Below are 22,803 nucleotides of genomic sequence, written 5' to 3'. Positions count from 1 at the left end.
CTCCCATGGCGGTTCCTGGACGATGGCGTCCGTCGGCTCGGCGATCCGGGCCGCCTGCATCGCGGTGCAGGAAGAGGCTGCAAGGCGTGCCATCGCCGACCAGCGCTCGCCGGTCTTCGGCGCGTCGATCGATGGGGTCATGTGGGAGGAGGGGCGTCTGCGCCGTCGCGGCGATACAGCGCCCGGCCAGGCCTACGGTGACATCGCGGCGAGCGCCGGCGCGCCGATCGAGGCGAATGCATCGGCCAGCCGCGATCCCGACATCGCCAGCCGATATTCCATGCATGCTTTCGGTGCTGTTTTTGCCGAGGTGGCCGTCGATCCCGATGTCGGGACCATCCGGGTGCGCCGCGCGCTGGGCACCTATGGGGCAGGTCGTATCGTCAATCCGCGCCTTGCTGCCAGCCAGTGCACCGGCGGCATGGTCGGCGGCATCGGCATGGCGCTGATGGAGCGGACCGTGCTCGATCAGCGTGACGGCCGGCCGGTCAACGCGCATATGGCGGATTATCTCGTGCCCGTGAATCTCGATATCGCGAATATCGAGGCGCATTTCGTCGACGAGGTGGACCCGCACGTCAACGCGCTCGGCGTCAAGGGCCTCGGCGAAATCGCGCTCGTCGGCATGGCGCCCGCCATCGCCAACGCGGTCTACCATGCCACCGGCATACGGGTGCGCACGCTGCCGATCCGGATTGAGGATATGATCGCCTGACGAAGAAGACGCGTTCGACCGGTGCATGTTCCCTACAGCGACCTTTGCGCGTCCGATAGGACGCGCGGCGCTGTAGGGCGTGCAAACAATTCCCGCGGTTCGCGGACACCCTTCAGGTGGAACGAGCCGATCGTCTCGAAACTCGATGTTTCCGCCGGCGGCAGCAGATCGACAAAGGCTGAGGAGACGAGCAGGGACCGGTTGGCGAGACGGCAAGTCGACGCGATCCGGCAGACCTCGTTGACGGCCGGGCCGATCACTGTGAAGTCCAGTCGTTCGTCGCTTCCGACATTGCCGTAGAATACTTCGCCGACATGGAGCGCGAGATAGACGGACGTCACCGCCGTTTCCTGCGCGAGCCGCGCCGCGTTCAGCGCGGCGATCCTCTCTTCGAGCTCAGCCTCAGCCTTGAGCGCGGCAAGTGCCGCTTCGCACCGGTCTGCACCGGTGAAGATCGCGAGTGTCCCGTCGCCGACGAGCTTCAACACGTCGCCTCCGGCTGCGTGAACCGACGAGATCACCGCTTCGGCATAATCGTTCAGCAAGGGAATGAGGTCGGTGCTGTGGACCTGCTCGGAAAGGGCCGTGTAGTTCGCCATGTCCGAATACCAGAGAACCGTGTGGATGCTTTCGACCTTGCCTCTGGCGATCCGGCCTTCGAGCACGCGGTGGCCGGCGTCGCGCCCGAGATAGACCTCGACCAGCGATTGCGCGATCCGCTTCAGCGAAGCGGCCTTGATGGCGAGCGCCAGCGCCGGCACCAGGCCGCGGAGCGCCTGCAGGTCATCGCTCGAAAAGCCGCCCGGCGCCCCCGTCGACCAGCGCGAATAGAGGCTGTCCATCTCGCCGATCGCATCCGTGCCGCTCAGTCGATGGATCAGCGCGAAATAGTCGGTGTGCCCCTCGAGGCGAAGGTCGTCGAGGATCGTGAAGCGCGCCTCTCCGGCGTAGTCGAGCGGCAGATGGATTTCCGACAGTCCGCTTTCCAGCATGTGGTTGAAGGGGCTGGCGCTCCACAGACGGGAATTGCGCTCCGACTGGTAGCGCGAAAATTCCCGCTGCCTCGTCGCGTCCGTTTCTTCGGCATTCCAGACGAAGCCGCGCGATTCGAGGACGGGGTGGAGCGTGTCGAGAAAGAGCGCCGCCTGGACGAGATCGAGGCCCCGCTCACGGCAGCGCTCGCAAAAGCCTTCGAGAAGTCCGGTCTCGTCGAGGCCGAGGAGGCCCTGTTCGACCAGCCAGTCGCTGATCATGCGGATTTGCAGATCGTCCATGGTTTGCTCCCGCTCCTTCCGATGATCTTAGGCCGGAGAAGCCACCTGCGCCAAGCGCCTGCACCGCCAATCGCCTCCATACGTTGCACTCCGGCGTTTGCTGCGTGATGATAGCGGCGCCTGGTTTTTGGCGGAGGCAATACGCAACATGGCAGTAAAAGGGCAGGTCCGCTGATGGCGCCGGTGACGGTCGATCAGGAAAAGATTCGCGAGTTCGAGGACGCCGAGAGCTTCTACCGCTGGCTGGGTAGCCACCACGACACAGCGGATGAGGTGTGGATCAAGATTCACAAGGTCGGCTCTGGACTCAAATCGATCACGCCCAAGGAGGCGATCGACGTCGTCCTGTGCTGGGGCTGGATCGACGGCCTGCGCAAGGGGCTCGACGACAAGAGCTTTCTGCAGCGCTACACGCCGCGCGGCAGGAAGAGCACCTGGAGCCAGATCAACGTCGACAATGTCGCCCGGCTGATCGAGGAAGGCCGGATGACCGAGCATGGGTTGAAGCAGGTGGAGGCGGCGAAGGCCGACGGGCGCTGGGAGCGCGCCTATGCGAGCGGCAAGGACATGAAGATCCCGGACGATCTGCAGGCCGCCATCGACGCCGAGCCCAAGGCGAGGGAAATGCTCGCCAGGCTCAGCGAGCAGAACCGCTTCGCACTCGCCTTCCGCACCCACAACATGAAGACGGAAGCCGGGCGGAAGAAGAAGATCGATGCCTTTGTCGAAATGCTGAAGCGCGGCGAGACGATCTACCCGCAGGGACGGAAGTGACCGCTGCCAATCAGGTTCTGTCCGCACAAAGGGCAGGGGAGGATCGAGTTTCTATCGTCTGTTACTATGCGCATTCCGTCGAATGGGATTGAGGGTGACGATGCACACCGCCAGAAATCGGCAACTCGGGGGCGGACATGTCCCTCGTTTTCTGCCGGCGCTCGTTTTCGGGATGGTGACCGTCATCGCGGCGACGGCTGCGGCGCAAAGCAGCCGCCCGGCGCCGGATGAGAGTCCGCAGGTCGCACAGAGCGCACAAGGGCACGCTCCGGCCAGCGGGCTCGCGGCGGACTTCCCTGATCGTGAACTTGTCGTCGGCACCAAGGAAGCATCGCCGTTTTCGATGAAGCAACCGGACGGTAGCTGGACGGGTATTTCCATAGAACTTTGGCGGCAGATCGCTCAGGAACTCGGTCTCAAGTTTCGTCTGGTCGAGGAGCCGTCGGTCCAGAGTCTGCTCGAGGCGACGGCACGTGGTGATTACGATCTCTCGGTCGCGGCGATAACCATCACGCCCGAGCGCGAACGCAGCGTGGACTTCTCACAACCGTTCTACAACACCGGGCTCGGCATCGCGGTTTCGCTCAATCGTATGTCGATATGGCGCGAAATCATCCGGACGATGACCTCCCTGGGTTTCCTTCAGGCTGCCGGTGCGCTCATCGGCATTTCGTTTCTGGTCGGCGCGCTGATCTGGCTGTTCGAACGCCGACATAACGAGGAATTCGGAGGCAGCGCCGCCAAGGGGCTCGGTGCCAGCATCTGGTGGTCTGCCGAGGTGATGACGCAGGCAAGTACCGGGCACCGTGGCCCGAGAACTCTGGCGGGACGGGCGCTTGCCATTATCTGGATGGTGGTCTCGATCATCACTATCGCTATCTTTACTGCGAGCGTGACGTCGGCGCTCACGACGCGACAGATTCGCGGCGTCGTAAGCAGCGTCGACGACTTGCCCGGCGTGCGCGTCGGCGCATTGGCGGGATCGGCAACGCTAGATTTTCTCGTCCGCGAGCGTATCGGCTACCGCAATTTCGACCGCGTCGAGGACGGGTTGAACATGCTCTCGTCGGGCTCGATCGACGCCTTCGTCTATGACAAGCCGTTGCTTGCGTGGCTCGTTGCGCAGAAGTTTTCGAACTCGGTCGGAGTCCTCGACGTGACTTTCGAACCGCAGAGCTACGGCATCGCCATGCCGACAGGAAGCCGCTACCGCAATGCGACCGACGTGGCCCTCCTTGAGGCGATTCGCAGCGAGAAGTGGAAGCAGACCCTGTTCAGCTATCTTGGCGAGAAGCGCTGAAGGCGCAGGCGAGGCGACTCGTGGCGCGTAAGACCTTGAATCGGCGCAAGCTTTCCGATTCCGATTTGCCGGATTATGCAGTAAGCTTGCGCGCGCTACTGCATGTTTTCCTGAAATCCTAACCGATTTGAGGATACAAACATGCAGCAGTTCAAAGTGCTACGGCGTCCTTTGTGCGTCTGATAAGACACGCGGCGCTGTAGGGGGGCGGATGCTGCATGACACGCGCGCAGCAGGTGGGCGTCATTATCGGCTTGGCGATTGTAGCGGCTCTGACAATGCTGCGGGCAAGCGATCCGCCGTTGCTGCGGCTTGCCCGTAATCTGACATTCGACGAGTATCAGCGTATCAAGCCGCGCACTTTCGAGAACATGCCGGTGCGGATCGTCGACATAGACGAGGCGTCGCTCCGGGAGCTTGGTCAGTGGCCGTGGCCGAGAGACCGCATCGCCGCCCTGGTCGACCGGTTGTCGGAGATGGGCGCGTCGGCGATCGCATTCGACATTCTCTTTGCCGAGCCGGATCGCCTGTCGCCGCGCAACGTCGTACGCGACGTTGGCGGGATCGACCCGTCGCTGCTTCGTCAACTGCCCGACAATGACGAGATCTTCGCCCAGGCAATCGCGGACAGACCCGTCGTGCTGGGCTTCGGCATTTCCAACGAAGGGACCTATCGCCCGCCGGTGAAGGCCGGCTTCGCCTTTACCGGCGAAAGCCCGCTCGGCGCGCCTCCACGTCTCGAGGCGGCGACGCCGCTCAGGCCGCAGCTCGAGGCGAAGGCCGCCGGTCTCGGCCACATCAGCCTCAATCCCGGCGCGACGTCGACGGTCGTGCGCGCCGTTCCGCTTTTCCTAAGCGACGGCGAACAGTTTTATCCGAACCTCGCGCTCGAAGCGCTGCGCGTGGCGCAAGGCGCCTCCACCTATGTGCTCGCCGCCGCCCCGGACGTGGCCGACACGTTGACGGACGCCAAGATCGGCGACTTCATCATTCCGGTGACCGCGGCCGGCGAACTCTGGCTCTATGTCAGCCCGGATCACGCAGAACGTTACGTCTCCGCCAGGCACGTGCTTGCCCCCGGCGGGGCGCCGCCGGAGGTGAGGGCTGCCATCGAGGGCAGCATCGTGTTTGTCGGCACGTCGGCGGCAGGATTGCAGGATATTCGCACGACCGCCCTCGGGCAGAACGTGCCCGGCGTCTCGCTGCATGCGCAAACGGTGGAGCAGATCCTGTCCGGCCATTTTCTCTCGCGTCCCGACTGGGCGGATGGACTGGAGATCCTGTCCATTGCTGCCGCCGGCACCTTGCTCGTGGTGCTCACCACCTTCGTCAGCCCCGCGGTCGCACTCGCCTGCGGCCTGGCCATCACTGCGCTTGCCCTCATTGCCTCCTGGCTTGCCTTCCTCTATGGCGGGCTGCTCTTCGATCCGCTGGCCCCGATCGTCAGCGCATCGGTCACGCATTTCGCGGCCACGGCGTTCCGCTTCCTCGTCACCGACCGGGAACGCCGCGCGGTCCGACGGGCCTTCGGCCAATATCTTTCGCCGTCGCTGCTCTACCGCATCGAGCACACGCGCGATGCGCTGCGGCTTGGCGGCGACGACCGCGAACTGACGGTGATGTTCGTCGACGTCCGGAATTTCACCGAAATCAGCGAACAGATGGCCCCGACTGCCGTTGTCGGCTTCCTGAACACGCTGCTCGATGCGCTGAGCCGCCACGTCATCGCCAACGAAGGCACGCTCGACAAATTCATCGGGGATTCGATCATGGCCTTCTGGAACGCCCCGGTCGACGTCGCCGACCATGCGGGCAAGGCGGTTCGCGCCGCGCTCGGCATGCGCGAGACGCTTCTCCGCCTCAATGCCGACGACGCCTTCGGCTTCGGCAAGGAGCAAAACATCGCGATCGGCGTCGGCATTCACACCGGCATCGCCTGTGTCGGCAACATGGGCGCCGAGGCCCACTTCAACTACTCGGCCGTCGGCGATACGGTCAACATCGCGGCGCGGATAGAATCCTCATGCAAGGATGTCCACTTCGACATTCTGGTATCTGAGGAGACCGCTCAGGCGCTGCCGGGTCACGCCCTGCTCGAGGCGGGGATGCTGGCGCTCAAGGGAAAGAGCACGCGGACAAAGCTCTTCGCCGTCGTCGGTGATGAAAAACTCGGGGCCTCCGCCGAATTCGCCGAACTCAGATGCCTCCACCTGAAACTTATCGATGCGCTGCGGTCCCGCGTGCCGAACCGCAAGATCTTGAGCGCGGTGAAGCTCAAGGCGGCAAGGCTGGACGGATTGACGGACTTCTACCGCCGGATTTCCCGCCGGGCGGACCACTTCGCAGATCACGGCAAATCAGGAATAGCCGAATGACCTGTTGGGCCATTTCTTAAATCGTAACCGGTTTAAGGACCAAACATGCAGCAATGCAAAGTGCTACAGCGTCCTTTGTGCGTCTGGCAAGACGCGCGGCGCCGTAGAATTGCTAACCGTTGTCGCGGCTGCCGTCTCGCGGGCGGTCCTGCTCCTGACGCGGCTTCTCGGGTTCGCGGGGCTTGTCCGGCTTATCCGGCTTATCCGGGCGTGGCGTCTCCGGCTTGTCCGGGCGCGGCGGCTTGTCCGGGCGCGGCGGCTTGTCAGGCTTGTCCGGCTTCGGAGGCGGCTTGTCCGGTTTGTCCGGTTTAGTCGGGGGCTTCTGCTGCTGTGCCTGCTTTTTCTCGGGCCTTACCCGCTCGGGCTGTGTTGGTGGAATTGGGAGCGCTGCACGAATGCTGCAACCACCGCCGACCCAGCCCAGCCCGCCGGAAAGGTGCTGGTTGCCGGAAAGGAATGGCAACGCCGCCTTGTTTCCGAGGGTCTCCAGGACGCGGCTGTTGACGCGGCGCGCATCGGTGAGGTTACCGTTGCGGTTGGCGATCACGCAATCGCAACGCCTTGTCAGTTGTTTGCAACCGCCGGGGCCGCAGAAACTGGCCTCTCCGTTGAGCAGAACGAGAGCCGTGGTTCCGTCGCCACCGACATAGAAATCGAACGCGGTGCCACGGACGCCGATCGTTCCGGCCGGCGTCAGGATCTCGTAGGCGGTACTTTTCGACTTTCCACTGACCCAGCGGAACGTGCCTTTCGTCGCCCTCAGGCTGAGCTTTTGCAAGTTGTTGGAGTCGTCGAAGACGAATTTGTCGATGACGACGGACGAGCCCCAGCCGACGGCCAGTTTGGTGCCGTCGCGGAACACGAATTGTCCCAGCCCGGATTTCGAGGTCAGAATCCGTTCGTCCCGATAAACCGGGTCTTTGACCGCCAGCGGACCGCTCGCACCTCTGACTTCAGTCCTGATCCGAACCGCCTCACCGATCGCTTCAGCGGCCATTGACACCGGACTGTAAAAAATGAAGCCGAGTGCAACGATTGCAGCGCCACGCAAATAGGACATGGCACCCCTCCTGGATCACGGCGACTTTGGATTGAAACAATCTATAGTCGTTCTGCGTGATCACTCGCCAGAGCGGGGATTTACTGAATATCTGAGGCATTTGTTCTTATGCCCCGCTCGCAATTGCTTAACTATGTACCATGCGGCAGGGCACGGTGTCTCCTAATCCGTTCGGGTTACAGCCACACGGGGCTAGAACGGAAGTCGAAAAGTATTCGTTAAATCAATGGTTTGCATCTTGCTTTAGGCGACGCGGCTCGATTGGGCCGGCGCTCCGCCGGCATGAATTCGGCGGGCCGATCCGCTGTTCAGCAGACATTCAGCCGTTCGGGGATAAAAAGCATGCAATTCGTCCCGCTCCAGTTTAGGCTGGCGCGGGCTGAAGAGGGGGCCGGAGGTCGCGACACGACGCGGCGGCCGGCAGTATAGGGGCGGCGCTCAGCGCCGGTGGGCGATGAAGACAATCCTGCTTGCGGTGCTTTCCGGCATTCTTATGACGGGAGCGGCTTTTGCTGCGTCGGTGACGAACAGGGACGGCGACACCGCTGTGCTGGTCGTCGTCGAGGGCGAGAGCCGGATGGAAGTTGCGATCGGTTCCGGCGCGACGGAAATGATCTGCCCGAGCGGCTGCTTCGTCACCGCGCCGAGCGGCGACCGCATCGGGCTCCAGGGCGACGAAACGATCGAGATCCTCGACGGCTCCATGTTGTTCAAATAGGCGATCGTTGCCGCGCTTTGCGCGATCAAGCGGTCCTGCGGCACCGGCGCGAAACTCTTGCGATCAGTTAGCGCCGTGCGCCGTCCCGCGGGAGGCGGCACTGCGCGCCGTCTCCTTACCATCGACACGTCAAGGGTGCGTCTGCACGATAAGCCGCGTCTATCAGCTGTGATGGCCGGTGACGGCCTTCAGCAGTTCGCCCGTCATTTCTCGGCTGCTGCTATGGGAAATATCACCAAGCGACAGCATGCCGACCATCCGCTTGTCATCGTTGATCACCGGCAGCCGCCGAATTTTCTTTTCCTCCATCAGGCGGATGGCATCCTCGAGGGATTCGCTCGTGCGGCAGAAGACGATCTGGTTCGTCATCACGTCGCGTACCGTGAGCGCAGAAACATCGTGACCGTTGGCGAAGGCGCGTAGCGCCATGTCGCGGTCCGTGACCATTCCGATCAGGCGGTCGTTTTCGCCGACGGGCAGGGCGCCGATATCCTCGTCCTTCATGATGTGCGCCACCGTGCGCAGGTCGGTGTCCGGCGAGATCCAACGTACTCCAGAATGCATGGCTTCCGAAATTTGCATCGTAACCTCCCTTGTTCGGCAAAGGTGAAGTATAGGCGGAAATCATGGCTAATCGTTGATATCCGGCGCATTTTCGCCAGGACAGGACCGCTCACACGATCGTCAAGCGGTCCGAAAGGGGTGGCGCGGCTGGCACGCGCGTCATTTAGGTCAGGTTCCGCCGCCGCTCCAGTTCCGCTTCGGTCGGCTGCTCGAATTCGAACGAGCCGGTGACGATCTCGCCGGCACGGACGTATTTGTTCACAGTCACGCCGGACCCCGAAACCTTCGAACTGACGAGCGTCAGCGCCATCGGCGAGGCACCGTCACCGAACAGTTTCTTTCCCTTTCCGAGCACGACCGGAAAGATCGACACATACATCTCGTCCACCAGATCGTTGCCGAAAAGCGTCTGCAGCAGGTCGGTCGAACCCTGCGTCAGGAGATCCGGCCCGTCCTGGCTCTTCAGCTTCCTCAACGCGGCGACGACGTCGCTCCCGAGGCTCTGGCTGTTCTGCCAGCTGAGCTTGAAATCCGGATTGCGCGTCGCGACAAATTTGGTGATGCGGTCGAACAACGTGCCGATCGGATCGTCGGCGCCGGCATAGGGCCAGTGCGCCGCGAAAATGTCGTAGGTCTTTCGGCCGAGCAGAAGATCGAAGGGCTTGGCAAACATCTCGTCCACCGCCGCGCCCATCGTCTCGTCGAAATAGGGGGCGACCCATCCACCAAACTTGAAGCCGCCGACCGGGTCCTCGTGCGGCCCGCCCGGTGCCTGCATGATTCCGTCAAGACTTACAAATGCACCAACGACGATCTTTCTCATTGCCGCTCTCCTTCGTCATCCTCGTTTCCTTGTTTCTGTATCTAGGACGCCCGGCAGCGGACGAGACCGACATGGTCCAAAAAAAATTGTTGCGAGCGCACCGTCAGTGGCGGAATTCCGCGAAGCGCCTATTCCTTCCGCTGGGGCCGGGCATAGTCGGGAATCATGAAGCGTCGGCGATAGGCTCCCGGCGTCAGCCCGGTGACGCGCTTGAACAGGCGGCGGAAGAAGGCGGGATCCTCATAGCCGACCTGCCATGCTATCTCATCAACCGGGGATTCCGTTCGTTCGAGCCGACGCTTGGCGTCCTCGATCCTCAGGCGCTGCACGTAGGAGATCGGGCTGAGGCCGGTTGCACCGGTGAAGCGGCGTTTGAACGTGCGTTCGGCAAGCCCGGCGCGGCGGACCATCTCCTCCAGCGGGTTGGCGACCGAGAAATGCGTGGCGATCCAGTCTTGCGCCGCCTGGATCGCGACGTCGCCGTGGTCGTTTCGCCCTTCGAAGACAATGTAGGGCGCGAGCCCGTCCTGATGCCACTGCAACGCGAAATAGCGGGCCACGGTCTGCGCTGCGGTCGCGCCGGCGTGGCGGGCGATCAGATAGAGCACCAGATCGTGCCAGGTCATGGAGGCGCCCGACGTGATCAGCTCCTCGCGCTTGCCGGAGACGACCAGCACGCGCTCGGGGTGGATTGTCACTTTCGGGAAGGCGTTATGAAAGGCCTGGGCATAACCGAAATGCACCGTCGCATCGACGCCGTCGAAAAGCCCCGTCTCGGCAAGCAGGAAGAGGCCCGAGCAGGCCGAGCACAGCAGCGCGCCGCGGCGATGCATGGCGCTCAGCCAATCGACCAGTTCCGGATGCCGGCCCTTCTGCCAGCCGTCCGGCCCGAGCAGGACAGAGGGGACGATGACGATGTCGGTCGTCTCGATGGCGGCGATACCACGCTGTACCATCACAGGCACGCCGCTGGCGAGTTCCAGCGGGCCGGACCACAATCCCACGATCTCGACCCGGAACGGCGGCGCGGAAACCGAGGCTTGGCCAGAAGGCGGCACGATGGCGAAAGCATTCATCACGTCGAAGATGCCGCTCAACGTCGACACCACCGCCTCGGGGATGGCGACGAGGCTCACGTGAAGCGGGTGCGTTCCGGTCTCGGCGGTGTTGCGCGGCATCTCGAATCCCATCGGACGGGTGGCGCCACGTCGGCAAATGAGTTCTACCGCGACACCGCTTATGGCGCAAATGGCCCGGTTCCGGACAATTCCGCTCTGCCGCGCGGTCACGCCAGATGCGATCCTCTGCAAGTCCTTGAACCTTCAGGTGGATGACAGGAGCGCGAACATGGCAGATGCAGCAAACAACAAGATCGACCAGGCGAAGCTCGATGCGATCGTCTCGCGGGCGATCGGCGACCTTTCGGCGGGTTACGGCGGCGTGATGGTCAGCCTCGGCAACCGTCTCGGCCTCTACAAGGCGATGGCCGGCGCCGGTCCGCTGACCTCGCATGAACTGGCGAACCGGGCGGACTGCGCCGAACGTTACGTGCGTGAATGGCTTGGCTCCCAAGTGGCAGGCGGTTATGTCACGTACCATGCAAAGAGCGGCACCTACGAACTCACGCCGGAGCAGGCGCTTGTGCTGGCCGAGGACGACAGCCCCGTCTTCATCCCCCATGCCTGGGCCGTTCCTGCATCCATGTGGGCGGATGAGAACAAGGCGGTGGAGGCCTTCCGCACCGGCAGGGGTATTGCCTGGGGTGATCACGACGGCCGGCTTTACTGCGGCGTCGCCGCGTTCTACCGGAACGCCTACAAGGCAAGCCTGGTTGCCGAGTGGCTGCCGGCTCTCGGCAGCGGCATCGAGAAGAAGCTAAGGACCGGCGCCCGTGTGGCCGATGTCGGCTGCGGGCACGGGCACTCGACGGTGCTGATGGCGAAGGCCTTTCCGGCGTCACGCTTCCATGGCTTCGACATCCACCCGGAATCGATCGTTGAGGCACGCAAGGTCGCGGAAGCAGCGGGCGTTTCGGATCAGATCACCTTTTCGACCGCGCGAGCGGACGACTACCCCGGCGCGGACTACGACCTGATCTGCTTCTTCGACTGTCTGCATGACATGGGCAATCCGGTCGCCGCGGCGGCGCATGCGGCAAAGGCAATTGCAGGCGAGGGGTCGGTAATGCTGGTGGAACCCTTTGCCAACGACCGGGTCGAAGACAACGTCTCGCCGGTCGCCCGGATCTACTACGCGGCCTCCACGACGATCTGCTGCGCCCATGCGATCTCGGACGGCGGCCATCTGGTGCTCGGCGCCCAGGCCGGCGAGGTACGGCTCGCGGACGTCTTCCGCAAGGCCGGCTTCAGCCGCTTCCGCCGGGCGCTGGAGACGCCGTTCAACCTGATCCTCGAGGCGCGGCGCTAGATCATTTCATTGTTTCATTGAAACAGGGAAATGATCTAACTCTTTGAAACTACGCAATTCCGGACGGAAAACCGTTTCACACTTTTCCTGGATTTGCTCTAACAGGTGCGGAACTGCAGTGTCATGAAGATCGGAGCGTTTCGCCATTTCGACAGAACGGTGAAGCGCTCCAGCCGTCCCCACCAAAAAGTGGCGGCCGGTATCGGGCGGCACGGTGTAGTCCGCTGGACGCGCCGTCGCAAACATCTCACTATGCGCGGCATGACTCATCCGCAGGACTTGATATGCCGGCCCTATCGCCAGCTTGCGCGCAACGCTCGTCTCGCCAACGCGCGGCTCGATCGCGCCTGCATGGCGCTCAAGCCCGGCGAATGGGAAGCGCCCCGAACGTCCTTCTTCCCGTCGCTCAAGGAGACGATGGTCCATCTCCTGAATGCCGATCGGTATTATATCGACACGCTGCGCGGCGAGCGGCCAGGCCTGGCGAGACCATCGGGCAGCCGGAGCACGGCGGCGGAATTTTCGATCGAACGGGCAGAGGTCGACGAATGGCTGGTCAACTTCAGCGAGAGCCTGACGGCCGAGGGGCTCTTGCGCACGATCAACATTCCCTGGCCGGAACGAACGCTCACCGAAACTGTCGCCGATACACTGCTTCACGTTTTCATGCACGGCCAACACCACCGCGGCCAGATCCATTCGATGCTATCGGGAACGAGCGTCCCGCCACCGCAGATCGACGAGTTCATCCTCACCGACAACGGCGAGGCGCGCGTCGAGGACCTCAACGCATTGGGCTGGACCGAGGCGCGGCTGACGCGATAGGGCGCCGATAGCCTCGTAGCCTTTGCGCTCGGCCCCAAGGCGGCCTATTCTACAGCGCCGCGCGTCCAATCGGACGCGCAAAGGTCGCTGTAGCACTTTGAACTGCTGCATGATTTCGTCCTTACGTTGATTCCGATTAGAGGAATCATGCAGCGGGGCGTCGTTCGCCGTTCGGGGGCGTTTATGTCGGCACGGCCTTTCTCGAAGTTTTCCACGCCGTTCAACGGGCTGCTCGCAGCGATCGGGCTCGTCGCGGTCGCGGTCCTCACCACACCCGATATCACCGGGCGCGCGAGGCTCGGCTTGCAGTTCCTGCTCGTCGCCATCTGGGGTGTCTATCTCCTGCAACTGATCGAGACGCTCATGCTGCGCCGCGCGAAGGGGCCCCAGGACAGCACGCCGGCGATCGTCATAGATGTGCTGGCCGTTCTGGTGCCTCTTGCCGGCTTCCTGTTTGCCTCCACGCGCGATCAGGCGCTCTTCTGTGCTATCTGGCTGCTGAAGCCGTTGCGAAATTCCACCTTCTTTCGGTTGATGGGCAGGGTGATTGCCAACGAGGCACGCAACCTGATCGGCGTCACATCGGTCTTCGGCCTCGTGCTGTTCGCTGCGGCGCTGGCTGGCTATCTCATCGAGCGCGACGTCCAGCCCGACAAGTTCGGCAGTATCCCGCAGGCGATGTGGTGGGCCGTCGTCACCCTGTCGACCACCGGCTATGGCGACGAGATTCCGCAGAGCTTCGCCGGCCGTGTGCTCGCCGGGCTGGTCATGATGTGCGGCATCGGCATCTTCGCGCTCTGGGCCGGCCTCCTCGCAACCGGCTTTTACGCCGAAGTCCGCCGCCAGGACTTCGTGCGCAATTGGCAGCTGGTCGCCGCCGTGCCGCTCTTCCGGAACCTCGGCTCGTCGGCGCTGGTCGAGATCGTCAGGGCGCTCAGGCCACGTGTCGTGCCGGCCGGCGCCGCGATCTGCCGCAAGGGCGAGGCGGGCGACCAGATGTACTTCATCGTCGAGGGCCGCGTCTGCGTCGCGACGCCCGCCCCGATCGAGCTCGGTCCCGGCAGCTTCTTCGGCGAGATGGCGCTGATCAGCGGCGAGCCCCGCTCGGCGACCGTCAGCGCCGCGACCGAAGTCTCGCTGCTGTCGCTCCACGCGGAGGACTTCCAGATGCTGTCCGTCAGCAACCCGGACATAGCCGAGATCATCCGCAAGACCGCACTCGAGCGGCGCGGAGCGACGCCGAAAGCTTGAGGGCAGCGTTCGAGAGCGCTCGCGGTCGTTGGATGCCTCCCCACCCTAACCCTCTCCCCGCGGGGAGAGGGGACAAGTTTGGCGCAATGCCTATGGTTGCGGTTGCGACGACGTTTCCGCGGATCCCTTCGTCCCGCTTGCGGGGAGAAGGTGGCCGGCAGGCCGGATGAGGGGCCGATCAGGTCGGATCCTTGTCGTAAGTCCTTATTCCCGGCGGCAGTTGTACCCAGGAATGGCGGCGGCAGTCATAGACCGAATCTCCGGGCGGAGGAAAGTTGGGGTCGGCGAATGCGCCGACGGCGACCGCCACCGAGGAATCCTCGTAGCCCTCTTCTGTGTGGAAGAGGTTCGTCCCGCAGACGGGGCAGAAGCGGAACCTGAACCGCGCGCCCTGATCGCCGACGCGCACATATTCGGTTGCGGTGCCGGTGACCTCGTAAGGGGCGGCGAAGGCGGCGAGGGCCGCAAAGACGCTGCCCGTTCGGCGCTGGCAGGCGAGGCAGTGGCAAACCCCAATGCCAAGCGGTTCGCCCCGGACTTCAATCCGCAACTGGCCGCAGGAGCAGGAGGCTGTTCGGGAAGGCATGATGCACCTCGTCAGTCGTTGTTGACAGCCCTGCTCAAGGCTAAGGCCGGTGATCAGACTGAAACCTCAACCATCGTCATCGGAATAGCGTTCGCGATAGCGTCGCTCGCCTTCGTCGTCGCGATATAGCCGTCGCAGGAGGTAGCGCTGACAACGGCCATCTTCGCAATCGGTTTCAACGACGCGCTCGCTGACGACGCCGTTGTTGGTCGAACTGTTCGAACTCGAATTCGACGATTGGCTTCCGGCCATCGCCGCGCTGGCAGTTATCGCCACGGCAGCAAGCAGGATAAGCTCCATGCGCATATCGCTCTCCTTCCGTCGCCATAATAGTCAGCCACCGCGCCTGAATTGGCGATGAACGGGCAGCACTTCAACGTGCTACAGCGACCTTAGCGCGTCCAATTGGGCGCGGCGCGCTGTAGCGGCGCGCGTCCCCGTTCACGGGATCGCGAAAATGCTGATCTCGTTGGTGATGCCGCGAAGCGTGACATTGTGCGACATGGGGTTGAGGCCGCGGTCGCTGAGGAGGCTCGATGCGCGCGGATCCTCCACCACCGAACCGGTGGCGAAGATCTCGCGTGACGTGGCGAGGTGCTGGACGCGCGAGGCGATGTTGACGGTCTGGCCGAAATAGTCCTGGCGCTCATTGAGGTTGACGGCGATGCACGGCCCCTCGTGGATGCCGATCTTCAACAGCAGGTCCTCACTGCCGCGCTCTTCATTGAGTTCGCGCATCGCATCGCGCATGCGCATCGCCGCGGCGACTGCCCGGTCCGGTGTCGGGAAGGTCGCCATCACCGCGTCGCCAATCGTCTTGACGACCGCGCCGGCCTCGGTCGCTACGATCTCGTTCAGGACGCTGAAATGGGTGCGCACCAGATCGAAGGCCGCAAGATCGCCGACGCGCTCATAAAGTTCGGTCGAGCCGCGCAGATCCGTGAAGAGGAAGGTGAGGCTGGTAATCTTCAGCCGCTGGTCGACGTCGATCGTGTCGGTGCGGTAGAGGTCGCGGAACGTCTGGTTGGAAAGCAGGCGCTTGGCGGTCAGGAACGGCCGGCGGCGGCCGAGCATGCCATGGAGCGCGTCGTTCGCGATGCAGACCGAGGGCAGGGTGCGGACTTCCGCGTGGTTTTCCACCTGGATCCTCAGCGGTCCCGGCTGGAGGCGCAAGGTCTCGTTGTGGCGGTGGCCGCGGTCGAAGACGAGGGCGAGGTTCCTTCGCTCCTTGGTCGGCTCTCCGGCCACTTCCAGGAATTGCGCCGCATGTGTCACGGGCTCGAAGATGATGACGAACTCCGCCGGAAGCTGCAGCGCGATGACCGCCTTCTCGCCGGGTGGCAACTCCAGCGCCTCGATCATGAACTCGTCGACCTTCTCCTCAAAACCCTCTTCCGGCAGGTCGATGCCCGAGCCCCAGTAGATCTGGCGGAAATATTCGGCGGGTGGCAGTTCATGCGGCTTGTGTGCCTCGATGTGGCGCACGCGCGGGCTTACCGTAAAGGTCACCTCGACCATTTCGTCGAGCGTCGGCTCGTAGCCGGCGGCGCAGAGCGCGCAGATATATTCCTCCTGCTGCAGGGATTTGAGCGACGTATTGGCGTCGAGCACCCCGCCGCAGCCCGGGCAGAGAACATTCCAGGACAATTCGAAGATGCCGTGATGGGACGCGTGCAGGAAGCCCGCGATCGTCTGCTCCTCGTCGAGCCCCTCGGCTTTTGCGAAAGCAAGCGCGTTGATGCGGCAGAGCTTGCGGTCCGGCGCATCCCGTACGAACCGCTCGAAGGCATCGACGATCTCCGGCTTCACCGACTGGCGCAGCGCATCGAACAGAGTCTGAGCTTCATTCATCGCGCCATTCTATACGGAATTCACCGCGTGGTCAGGCAATTTGATCGGCGCCATGCTGACCTCCGCGAAGAGTTGCCCCAGAAAGCTCCTCCCGACGGGACTTGGCTACGAAGCGTAACGATGCTTGGCGGACCGCAAAGTATATATCTGGTTATGCTAATTGAAGTTTTGAAGTAAAGTAATTATTGTATTGTTTTTTAAACGTATTTCTCGATTCTGTATAGCGTTTCAACTCAAGATAAAGTAATGAGCACTCGCCGTTATATTTTTGGGCTGGGAGAGCGGAGCATGGCCACTATTGTGGGTACTGTCGGAAGTGACGCGTTACTGGGAACCGACGAGAAGGATCGCATCTGGGGTCTCATCGGGGCCGACGAGATCGATGCGGGTGACGGTGATGATCTGGTCGACGGTGGCGCAGGAGACGACCGCCTGACGAGCAGGGCCGGCTACGACCGCCTCGATGGTGGCGAGGGTGACGACCAGATCGCCCTGATCGGCACCGGCGGCGCAGTTACCGGCGGGGCCGGCGTCGATACACTGGTGGTCGACCTCTCCAGCGTCAGCACCGCGGTGCGATTCAGTGGCGAGCACGGCCACGGCATCATCGGCTACAACACATCCAATTGGGAGCACATCTTCTTCAACCGCATCGAGAGGCTCGTGCTGACCACCGGAAGCGGCGACGACCGGATCTTCGGTGCGGCAAGCGACGACGTTATCTCGACCGGCGCCGGAAACGACATTATCGGTCCTTATGGCACCGACCTCGACGACGGCACCAGCATGTTCGGCGACGACACGATCGATACGGGTAGCGGCGGCGACATCATCGTCGACACGAGTGGCGCGAACCGCATCTTCGCCGGCGACGACAACGATAACATCGTCACCACTCTTTCCTCGGCGGTTATCGACGGCGGGAATGGCCGGGATACGCTCACGCTGTCCGATGAAGGCAGGACCGAGGATGTGACCGTCGATTTCGCGCAGGGCTTTGCCTCGACCGGTACGCTGATCAGCAGCATCGAGGTCGCCAGCGTGGATCTCGGCAGCGGCAACGATACGCTCATCGGCGGAAATCTGTCCTCGCTGAGCGCCCACATGGGCGAGGGCGATAACTACGCGTTGGGTAGCGCTGGCCGGGACTACATATCCTCCGGAGGTGGTGACGACGCCCTTTACGGCGGCGCCGGCGACGATATCCTGATCAGCGTCGGCGGCAATGATGTGCTGATGGGCGGCGCCGGTAACGACGAGATCTACGATGCGGGAACGAGCTTCGACGACGGCGAGACGATCATCGACGGCGGCGCCGGTGATGATCTGATCCTGGTGAGCGCTCCCTCCGGGATCATCGATGGCGGTCGCGGAAACGACACGCTGCACGTCACCGCGCCACTTCCGGGCGTGACCAACTTCGATGCGGCGACGGGCGTGCTCGGCAAGACGCTGATATTCACCAATATCGAGACATTCAACGTGGCAGGCGGCGCGGCCGACGACACTATCCGCACTCTCGCCGGCAACGACACCCTCACGGGCAACGACGGCAACGACCGCCTGGACGGCGGCGCCGGCAACGACCTGCTTTGGGGCGGTGTCGGAGACGACGTCATGACGGGCGGCGTCGGTGCCGATGCCTTCCTTTGGTCGTCCGATACGCTTTCCCGCGACGGTATCGACCACATCACCGACTTCGACGCTGACGGCGGCGACTTGCTGCGGTTCATCGGCCATGCCTCCACAGTGACCGGGATCGACAGCTTCGCCGACCTCGTTGCGGCGGCGACCGAGACGGGCGATGGACTCTACATCGCCTTCAACGGGTCCAATACCTTTGGGCTCATGCTCGAGGACGTTTCGCTGTCCGATCTCTCGACGGACGATATCATATTCGCTTAGCTGGCCACGATCCTGGGTCGAGCAGTTCCAAGATCCGATCATTCCAAGGGTTGGAGCGGGAGGCGCGCGGAAAGGTACAGTCAGAGAGAGCTGTGCGCCCAATCAGTCGACGAATTGCGCGGCACGTGCGGCAATTCTCTCATAGGTCTCTTCTATCGGCACATGCACCCGAGCGAAACGGGCTGCTGCGAGGCGCAGAAGAGCCTTCAGATGCGCCCGCCCGCCATAGCCGACGATCGGTGCGAAGGGGGCCATGGCAGGCTGCGGCCCGGGATAGAGCCGCGCGAATTCCGCGAAATTCGTGAAACTCTCGTGGTGGCCGGCTTCGAGAAGGAAGGTTTCGACAGGGGCGCCCTCCGCCAGGATCGCTTCATGCGTATCGAGCAGGATATGGAAATACTCGATCTCGCACTGGTCGGCGGGAAGGGCAGGTGCGATCGACGTTCCGTTGATGAGATCCTGCACTCTGATTAAGACGCCGTCGGTGAACAGGGCGTGACCGGGAGAGAGGTAGAGATCCCGATGCGGCGTATGCTCATCGAGGGCATGCCGGCAGATGCGGATCGGCACGACACTGTCGCTCCAGTTGGACCCGCTGCGCCGGTAGCGATCACGGCCGATCCATTTGATCGCGTGGGCTTCGCCGCGCACCGTTTCTACGAGATCACCGATGCGGAGATCTTCGATCCGGACCTCGCCTGTCGGGGTCATGACGGCGGTCCCACGGAGAAGGCATTTGGGGCCTTGACCGGGGTTGGTTCCAGAACCTTTGCCGGGCTTCGGTCCGTTTCCCGGTTTCGCCTGCGCTGTCGAAGATGGAAAGAAAGTCGTCAGGGCCAGCGTGCCCATTGCGGCAATTCTGGCGCCTGCCGCGGCAGTTAGACCGAGGAAATGACGTCTTGCCCGATTGATCCGTGGGCGCTGCTCTCTGGGCGATGACATGGTTCTCTCCCGCCTTTCCAGCACGCGGTTTCCGAGAACGACCGCAGCCTATCCTGACGCAGATCATCAAATGAGAAAATTCGGATATTCGTTCTGATGCATACGGCAAGGGTCGTACTCACTGCCACAAAGTGGAGGTGACTTATGCTTTTGGAGAGGGGCACTGCTGAGACGAAGAGGGTGGGCTGGTGTCGGCCGGCATTAACACGCAATAAAGTCTTTTCCCCCTAGCATGCGTCCCGGGACACTCTTTCTCATAGGCGATCAATGTCATTTTTCGGCGTATCCGGGATGTACTATTCCGGCGAATCCCTCGGCGAACACCGCATCGTGCTTGCCGAGGACTCAAACCTCTTTGCCTCGATGGTTTCGAAGCGGCTGAAGGAGCTGTTCGACATCGACGTGATTGTCTGCCGCGACTACGAGGATCTGCAGTTCGCCGTCGAGAATGCCTCCTTTCCGGCTTCGCTCGCGATCTCCAACATCAATCTGCCCGGTGCCGAAAACGGCGAGGCGCTGAACTATCTGATCGACATGAGCGTGCCGACGATCGTCTTCACCGGCTCGTTCCAGGAGAGCACGCGTGAGGCGATCCTTGCCAAGGACCTTGTCGATTACGTCATCAAGGACAGCGTCTTCGCGGTCGACATGCTGGCGGAGTCTGTCTGCCGGTTCCTGACCAACCAGAAACATCACGTGCTGATCGTCGACGACAGCCCGACCGCGCGGGCGCTTTTGACGACGCAACTCAAACGCTACAACTTCCGCACCAGTTCGGCCGAGAGCGGTGCCGCAGCGCTCGAAATCCTGAAAAACAATCCTGACATCGCGCTCGTCATCACCGACTACAACATGCCGGATATCGACGGTTTCGAGCTCACACGCCGGATCCGGGCGGCGCACGGCCCGCATCAGTTGCGCATCATCGGCGTCTCGTCCTCGACCAACCGGCTGCTTTCCGCACGCTTCCTCAAGGCCGGCGGCAACGATTTTGTCGTGCGTCCCTTCATCAACGAGGAATTCTACTGCCGCGTCAACCAGAACCTCGACACGCTGACGAAGATCCGCACCTTGAGCGGAAAGATGAAAATCCCGGCCTGAGCCCGCGCCACATTCAGGTTCCGCGGCAGGATTGCGTGCTGTGGATTTCGCACTGTCGGTTGCTGCGTTAACGGAATCGCAACCGGCAGGCCTTTCAATCCACCTAAAATAATGGGGAAGATGGCGCGCTGCCGGATGGCAACTCGGCTGGTGCGTGCCGGTGCAATCGTTACACGTTGGCCAGCGTCACCCTCAGGGAGCACGCCCGCGGCCAGTGCATGAATCACTGAATGGAAATCAGGAAGCGTGCATGAATTCAATTGGTTGCAGCTATCGGGCATCTCGGGGGCGAGACACCGTTGCTGTAGGGATGGGGTTGCTGGGACCGTGAGACTACGTCGCACGTCGGGGCAGGCGAACAGCGCGCAGAAGCATCGCGACAAGCGATTGCTGCTCGTCGAAGATTCGCGCATGTTCGCGACGGCGTTGAAACACGGTCTGGAAACCACGCTCGGTGCACGGGTCACGCATTGCGGAACGCTCGCGGCCGTGAAGACCGAGCTTGCCGCAGGGCCTGACGAATTCTCGCTGGCAGTGGTCGACCTCAACCTGCCCGACGCGCCGAATTGCGAGGCGCTTGATTTCGTTCTCGCCAGCAACATACCGGCGATCGTGTTTACGGGTGCCTTCAACGACGGGACGCGCGAGCAAATCCTGGGCAAGGACGTGCTGGGCTGCATCGTCAAGCACGAGCCGCAATCGATCGAGCGCCTGATCGCCGCCGTCGACCGGGCACTGACAGACGGCCGGACGACGGTGCTGCTCGTCGATCCTAACAAGGCGTCGCGCTACGATCTCGCCGGCCTCTTGCGTCGGCAGCGATTCTCCGTCATCGAGGCGTCCGCGGCCGGCGAAGCGCTGCGGCTGCTCGATGCGGGCGAGGCGATCGATCTGATCGTCACGGACAGCGAACTGGACGACATGGCGGGCACGGCACTCATCGCCGAAATCCGCAGTCGCCAGGGCGAGGAGGCCACACCGGTCATCGGTCTCTCCGACGACGGCGACGCCCGTCTGGCGGCGCGTTTCCTCGAGGCGGGCGGGGTGGATTTCATCCGCAAACCATTCCTCGAGGCGGAATTCAGCGCCAGGGTAGGGCAGGCCGCGGCCATGCAGAAGCGCTTGCAGGCGCTGCGCCGCCTCGCGGCGAGCGACTATCTGACGAACATCTACAACCGCCGCCACTTCTTCCTCACCGGCCCGCGGCTTGTCGAGCAATGCCTGAGGCGCGGCGACAGCACCTCGATCGCCGTTCTCGACATCGACCATTTCAAGCGCCTTAACGACACCTACGGCCACGAGATCGGCGACATCGTGCTGAAACACGTGGCGCGGCGTCTGAAGGCGCTCGTTGGAGAGGAGCATCTGCTGGCGCGGCTCGGCGGCGAGGAATTCGGTATTCTCTTCAACGGGCTTAACGCGCGGCGCGCCTATGACTTCTGCGAGCGGCTGCGGGTCGAACTGGAACGCTCGAAGATCGTCGCAGACGATGAGGAACTGACGATCACGATCTCGATCGGCCTTGCGACCATCGAGGTCACGGAAGCCTTCGACAATTATCTGCACGCGGCCGACCAGTTCCTCTACATGGCGAAACATGCCGGGCGAAACCGGGTGATGTCCGAACTGGCGCTGCTCGACACGCTGGCGTCCTAGGATCGTCCGGTGTTCAGCTCGTATGGCTGCAAATTCGGCGCGCTCTTTTGCCGGACGCGACCGAAGTATCGCCGCGACGCGCGTTGATTGATTTCAGTCGCGACGCCGCATGCACTGCCGATGGGCTTTCCCTGCCGAGCGGTCGAGCACGCGATGCCTGCCGGCGTCCCCCACGTCTCGCCTTACAGAAGGAAGTCGCCCGCAACGAGCGCCTTGATCCCGGAAAGCTCGATCTGGAAGTCGGCGCGGCCGTCGCCGGTGACGTCGCCGTAGACGATCGTCTTGTCGTTGGCGGTACCGGTGGCGTCGAAGGTCTTGTAGATCAGCTCTCCGGCCTTGCGCGTGAACGCGCCCGTACCACGCCAGGTGAAGGCCTGATTGCCCGCGAGGCCGACGCGGTGCTGACCTTGCCGACGGTCGGCGGTGGAGGTTCGATTCCTCGTGGGATGTGGAATCAGAAGCGATCGGCGAACGCTTTTCGCGTTCTACGAGCATAGACAGGGCCCGGCGGCGGGAGAAGCCGCGGGTAAAAATAATATTAACGGATCTTTGCTTTTGCAGCGATCGCTGCAAAGCGCGAAATAATGCGATCGTTCAATGTAATTACGGCGATCTCTTCATCCTGAAAGAGATCGCCGTACGGCTTGGCTTCACTA

Annotated in this window: 21 protein-coding genes; 12 read left to right on the top strand and 9 right to left on the bottom strand. The window is 62.7% G+C overall.

Annotated elements, in window-relative coordinates; all coding sequences use genetic code 11:
• The coding region (locus QN222_RS02270) for a xanthine dehydrogenase family protein molybdopterin-binding subunit (RefSeq protein WP_284005205.1) at nucleotides 1–715 on the top strand (715 nt) is incomplete at its 5' end.
• 32 nt (nucleotides 716–747) lie between these two features.
• Here the strand turns inward: QN222_RS02270 and QN222_RS02265 are convergent.
• Complete coding sequence (locus QN222_RS02265) at nucleotides 748–1,989, bottom strand: adenylate/guanylate cyclase domain-containing protein (RefSeq protein WP_283964784.1); 1,242 nt, start codon at nucleotides 1,987–1,989, stop codon at nucleotides 748–750.
• A gap of 174 nt (nucleotides 1,990–2,163) precedes the next feature.
• Between QN222_RS02265 and QN222_RS02260 the strand changes: the two genes are divergently transcribed.
• The 3 genes from QN222_RS02260 (at nucleotide 2,164) to QN222_RS02250 (ending at nucleotide 6,438) form a co-directional block, all read left to right on the top strand.
• A complete protein-coding gene (locus QN222_RS02260; protein WP_283964783.1) occupies nucleotides 2,164–2,763 on the top strand; it encodes a YdeI family protein in 600 nt (199 codons plus the stop codon).
• 100 nt (nucleotides 2,764–2,863) lie between these two features.
• Nucleotides 2,864–4,063: a transporter substrate-binding domain-containing protein gene (locus QN222_RS02255; RefSeq protein WP_283964782.1), complete on the top strand. Its 1,200-nt coding sequence runs from the start codon at nucleotides 2,864–2,866 to the stop codon at nucleotides 4,061–4,063.
• A 218-nt stretch (nucleotides 4,064–4,281) separates the two neighbouring features.
• Nucleotides 4,282–6,438, top strand: a complete 2,157-nt coding sequence (locus QN222_RS02250; RefSeq protein WP_283964781.1) for an adenylate/guanylate cyclase domain-containing protein — start codon at nucleotides 4,282–4,284, stop codon at nucleotides 6,436–6,438.
• 112 nt (nucleotides 6,439–6,550) lie between these two features.
• Here the strand turns inward: QN222_RS02250 and QN222_RS02245 are convergent, their stop codons facing one another.
• Complete coding sequence (locus tag QN222_RS02245) at nucleotides 6,551–7,498, bottom strand: FecR domain-containing protein (protein ID WP_283964780.1); 948 nt, start codon at nucleotides 7,496–7,498, stop codon at nucleotides 6,551–6,553.
• 454 nt (nucleotides 7,499–7,952) lie between these two features.
• Here QN222_RS02245 and QN222_RS02240 point away from each other — a divergent pair, with 454 nt between their 5' ends.
• The gene (locus tag QN222_RS02240; protein ID WP_284005204.1) at nucleotides 7,953–8,216 is read left to right on the top strand and encodes a hypothetical protein; all 264 of its coding nucleotides are present in this window, start codon (nucleotides 7,953–7,955) and stop codon (nucleotides 8,214–8,216) included.
• Between the two features lie 162 nt (nucleotides 8,217–8,378).
• On the opposite strand, the gene QN222_RS02235 is transcribed toward QN222_RS02240, so the two are convergent.
• The 3 genes from QN222_RS02235 to QN222_RS02225 form a co-directional block, all read right to left on the bottom strand.
• Entirely contained in the window at nucleotides 8,379–8,798 is a 420-nt protein-coding gene (locus tag QN222_RS02235; protein WP_283964778.1) for a CBS domain-containing protein, read from the bottom strand.
• Nucleotides 8,799–8,943: 145 nt separating this feature from the next.
• Nucleotides 8,944–9,603, bottom strand: a complete 660-nt coding sequence (locus QN222_RS02230) for a dihydrofolate reductase family protein (RefSeq protein ID WP_283964777.1) — start codon at nucleotides 9,601–9,603, stop codon at nucleotides 8,944–8,946.
• A 128-nt stretch (nucleotides 9,604–9,731) separates the two neighbouring features.
• Nucleotides 9,732–10,781 (bottom strand): GlxA family transcriptional regulator, encoded by a 1,050-nt coding sequence (locus QN222_RS02225; protein WP_284005202.1) that lies wholly within the window; start codon nucleotides 10,779–10,781, stop codon nucleotides 9,732–9,734.
• Between the two features lie 169 nt (nucleotides 10,782–10,950).
• Here QN222_RS02225 and QN222_RS02220 point away from each other — a divergent pair, with 169 nt between their 5' ends.
• The 3 genes from QN222_RS02220 to QN222_RS02210 all read left to right on the top strand — a co-directional run bounded on the left by QN222_RS02220 (nucleotide 10,951) and on the right by QN222_RS02210 (nucleotide 14,106).
• The gene (locus QN222_RS02220; protein ID WP_283965582.1) at nucleotides 10,951–12,030 is read left to right on the top strand and encodes a methyltransferase domain-containing protein; all 1,080 of its coding nucleotides are present in this window, start codon (nucleotides 10,951–10,953) and stop codon (nucleotides 12,028–12,030) included.
• Nucleotides 12,031–12,282: 252 nt separating this feature from the next.
• A complete protein-coding gene (locus QN222_RS02215; RefSeq protein ID WP_283965590.1) occupies nucleotides 12,283–12,855 on the top strand; it encodes a DinB family protein in 573 nt (190 codons plus the stop codon).
• A 183-nt stretch (nucleotides 12,856–13,038) separates the two neighbouring features.
• On the top strand, nucleotides 13,039–14,106 hold the full coding sequence (locus QN222_RS02210) for a cyclic nucleotide-gated ion channel (protein WP_283965583.1): 1,068 nt from the start codon (nucleotides 13,039–13,041) through the stop codon (nucleotides 14,104–14,106).
• Nucleotides 14,107–14,284: 178 nt separating this feature from the next.
• On the opposite strand, the gene QN222_RS02205 is transcribed toward QN222_RS02210, so the two are convergent.
• The 3 genes from QN222_RS02205 to QN222_RS02195 all read right to left on the bottom strand — a co-directional run bounded on the left by QN222_RS02205 (nucleotide 14,285) and on the right by QN222_RS02195 (nucleotide 16,543).
• Complete coding sequence (locus tag QN222_RS02205) at nucleotides 14,285–14,692, bottom strand: GFA family protein (protein ID WP_283965584.1); 408 nt, start codon at nucleotides 14,690–14,692, stop codon at nucleotides 14,285–14,287.
• 66 nt (nucleotides 14,693–14,758) lie between these two features.
• A complete protein-coding gene (locus QN222_RS02200; protein ID WP_283965585.1) occupies nucleotides 14,759–14,998 on the bottom strand; it encodes a hypothetical protein in 240 nt (79 codons plus the stop codon).
• Nucleotides 14,999–15,133: 135 nt separating this feature from the next.
• Nucleotides 15,134–16,543, bottom strand: coding sequence for an adenylate/guanylate cyclase domain-containing protein (locus QN222_RS02195; RefSeq protein ID WP_283965586.1), 1,410 nt, complete (start codon nucleotides 16,541–16,543; stop codon nucleotides 15,134–15,136).
• Between the two features lie 288 nt (nucleotides 16,544–16,831).
• Here QN222_RS02195 and QN222_RS02190 point away from each other — a divergent pair, with 288 nt between their 5' ends.
• A complete protein-coding gene (locus tag QN222_RS02190) occupies nucleotides 16,832–18,448 on the top strand; it encodes an SMc04171 family calcium-binding repeat protein (protein WP_283965587.1) in 1,617 nt (538 codons plus the stop codon).
• 102 nt (nucleotides 18,449–18,550) lie between these two features.
• On the opposite strand, the gene QN222_RS02185 is transcribed toward QN222_RS02190, so the two are convergent.
• A complete protein-coding gene (locus tag QN222_RS02185) occupies nucleotides 18,551–19,297 on the bottom strand; it encodes a Hint domain-containing protein (RefSeq protein ID WP_336621003.1) in 747 nt (248 codons plus the stop codon).
• A gap of 360 nt (nucleotides 19,298–19,657) precedes the next feature.
• Between QN222_RS02185 and QN222_RS02180 the strand changes: the two genes are divergently transcribed.
• The 3 genes from QN222_RS02180 to QN222_RS02170 all read left to right on the top strand — a co-directional run bounded on the left by QN222_RS02180 (nucleotide 19,658) and on the right by QN222_RS02170 (nucleotide 22,644).
• The gene (locus QN222_RS02180; protein WP_283965589.1) at nucleotides 19,658–20,491 is read left to right on the top strand and encodes a response regulator; all 834 of its coding nucleotides are present in this window, start codon (nucleotides 19,658–19,660) and stop codon (nucleotides 20,489–20,491) included.
• Nucleotides 20,492–20,818: 327 nt separating this feature from the next.
• The gene (locus QN222_RS02175) at nucleotides 20,819–22,147 is read left to right on the top strand and encodes a diguanylate cyclase (RefSeq protein ID WP_284005201.1); all 1,329 of its coding nucleotides are present in this window, start codon (nucleotides 20,819–20,821) and stop codon (nucleotides 22,145–22,147) included.
• A gap of 83 nt (nucleotides 22,148–22,230) precedes the next feature.
• Nucleotides 22,231–22,644: a hypothetical protein gene (locus tag QN222_RS02170; RefSeq protein WP_283962331.1), complete on the top strand. Its 414-nt coding sequence runs from the start codon at nucleotides 22,231–22,233 to the stop codon at nucleotides 22,642–22,644.
• The last annotated feature ends 159 nt before the right edge of the window (nucleotides 22,645–22,803 follow it).

Source organism: Sinorhizobium sp. 6-70 (genome assembly GCF_030124375.1).
Classification (GTDB): Bacteria; Pseudomonadota; Alphaproteobacteria; order Rhizobiales; family Rhizobiaceae; genus Sinorhizobium.
This window is presented reverse-complemented; position numbering and strand designations above follow the sequence as displayed.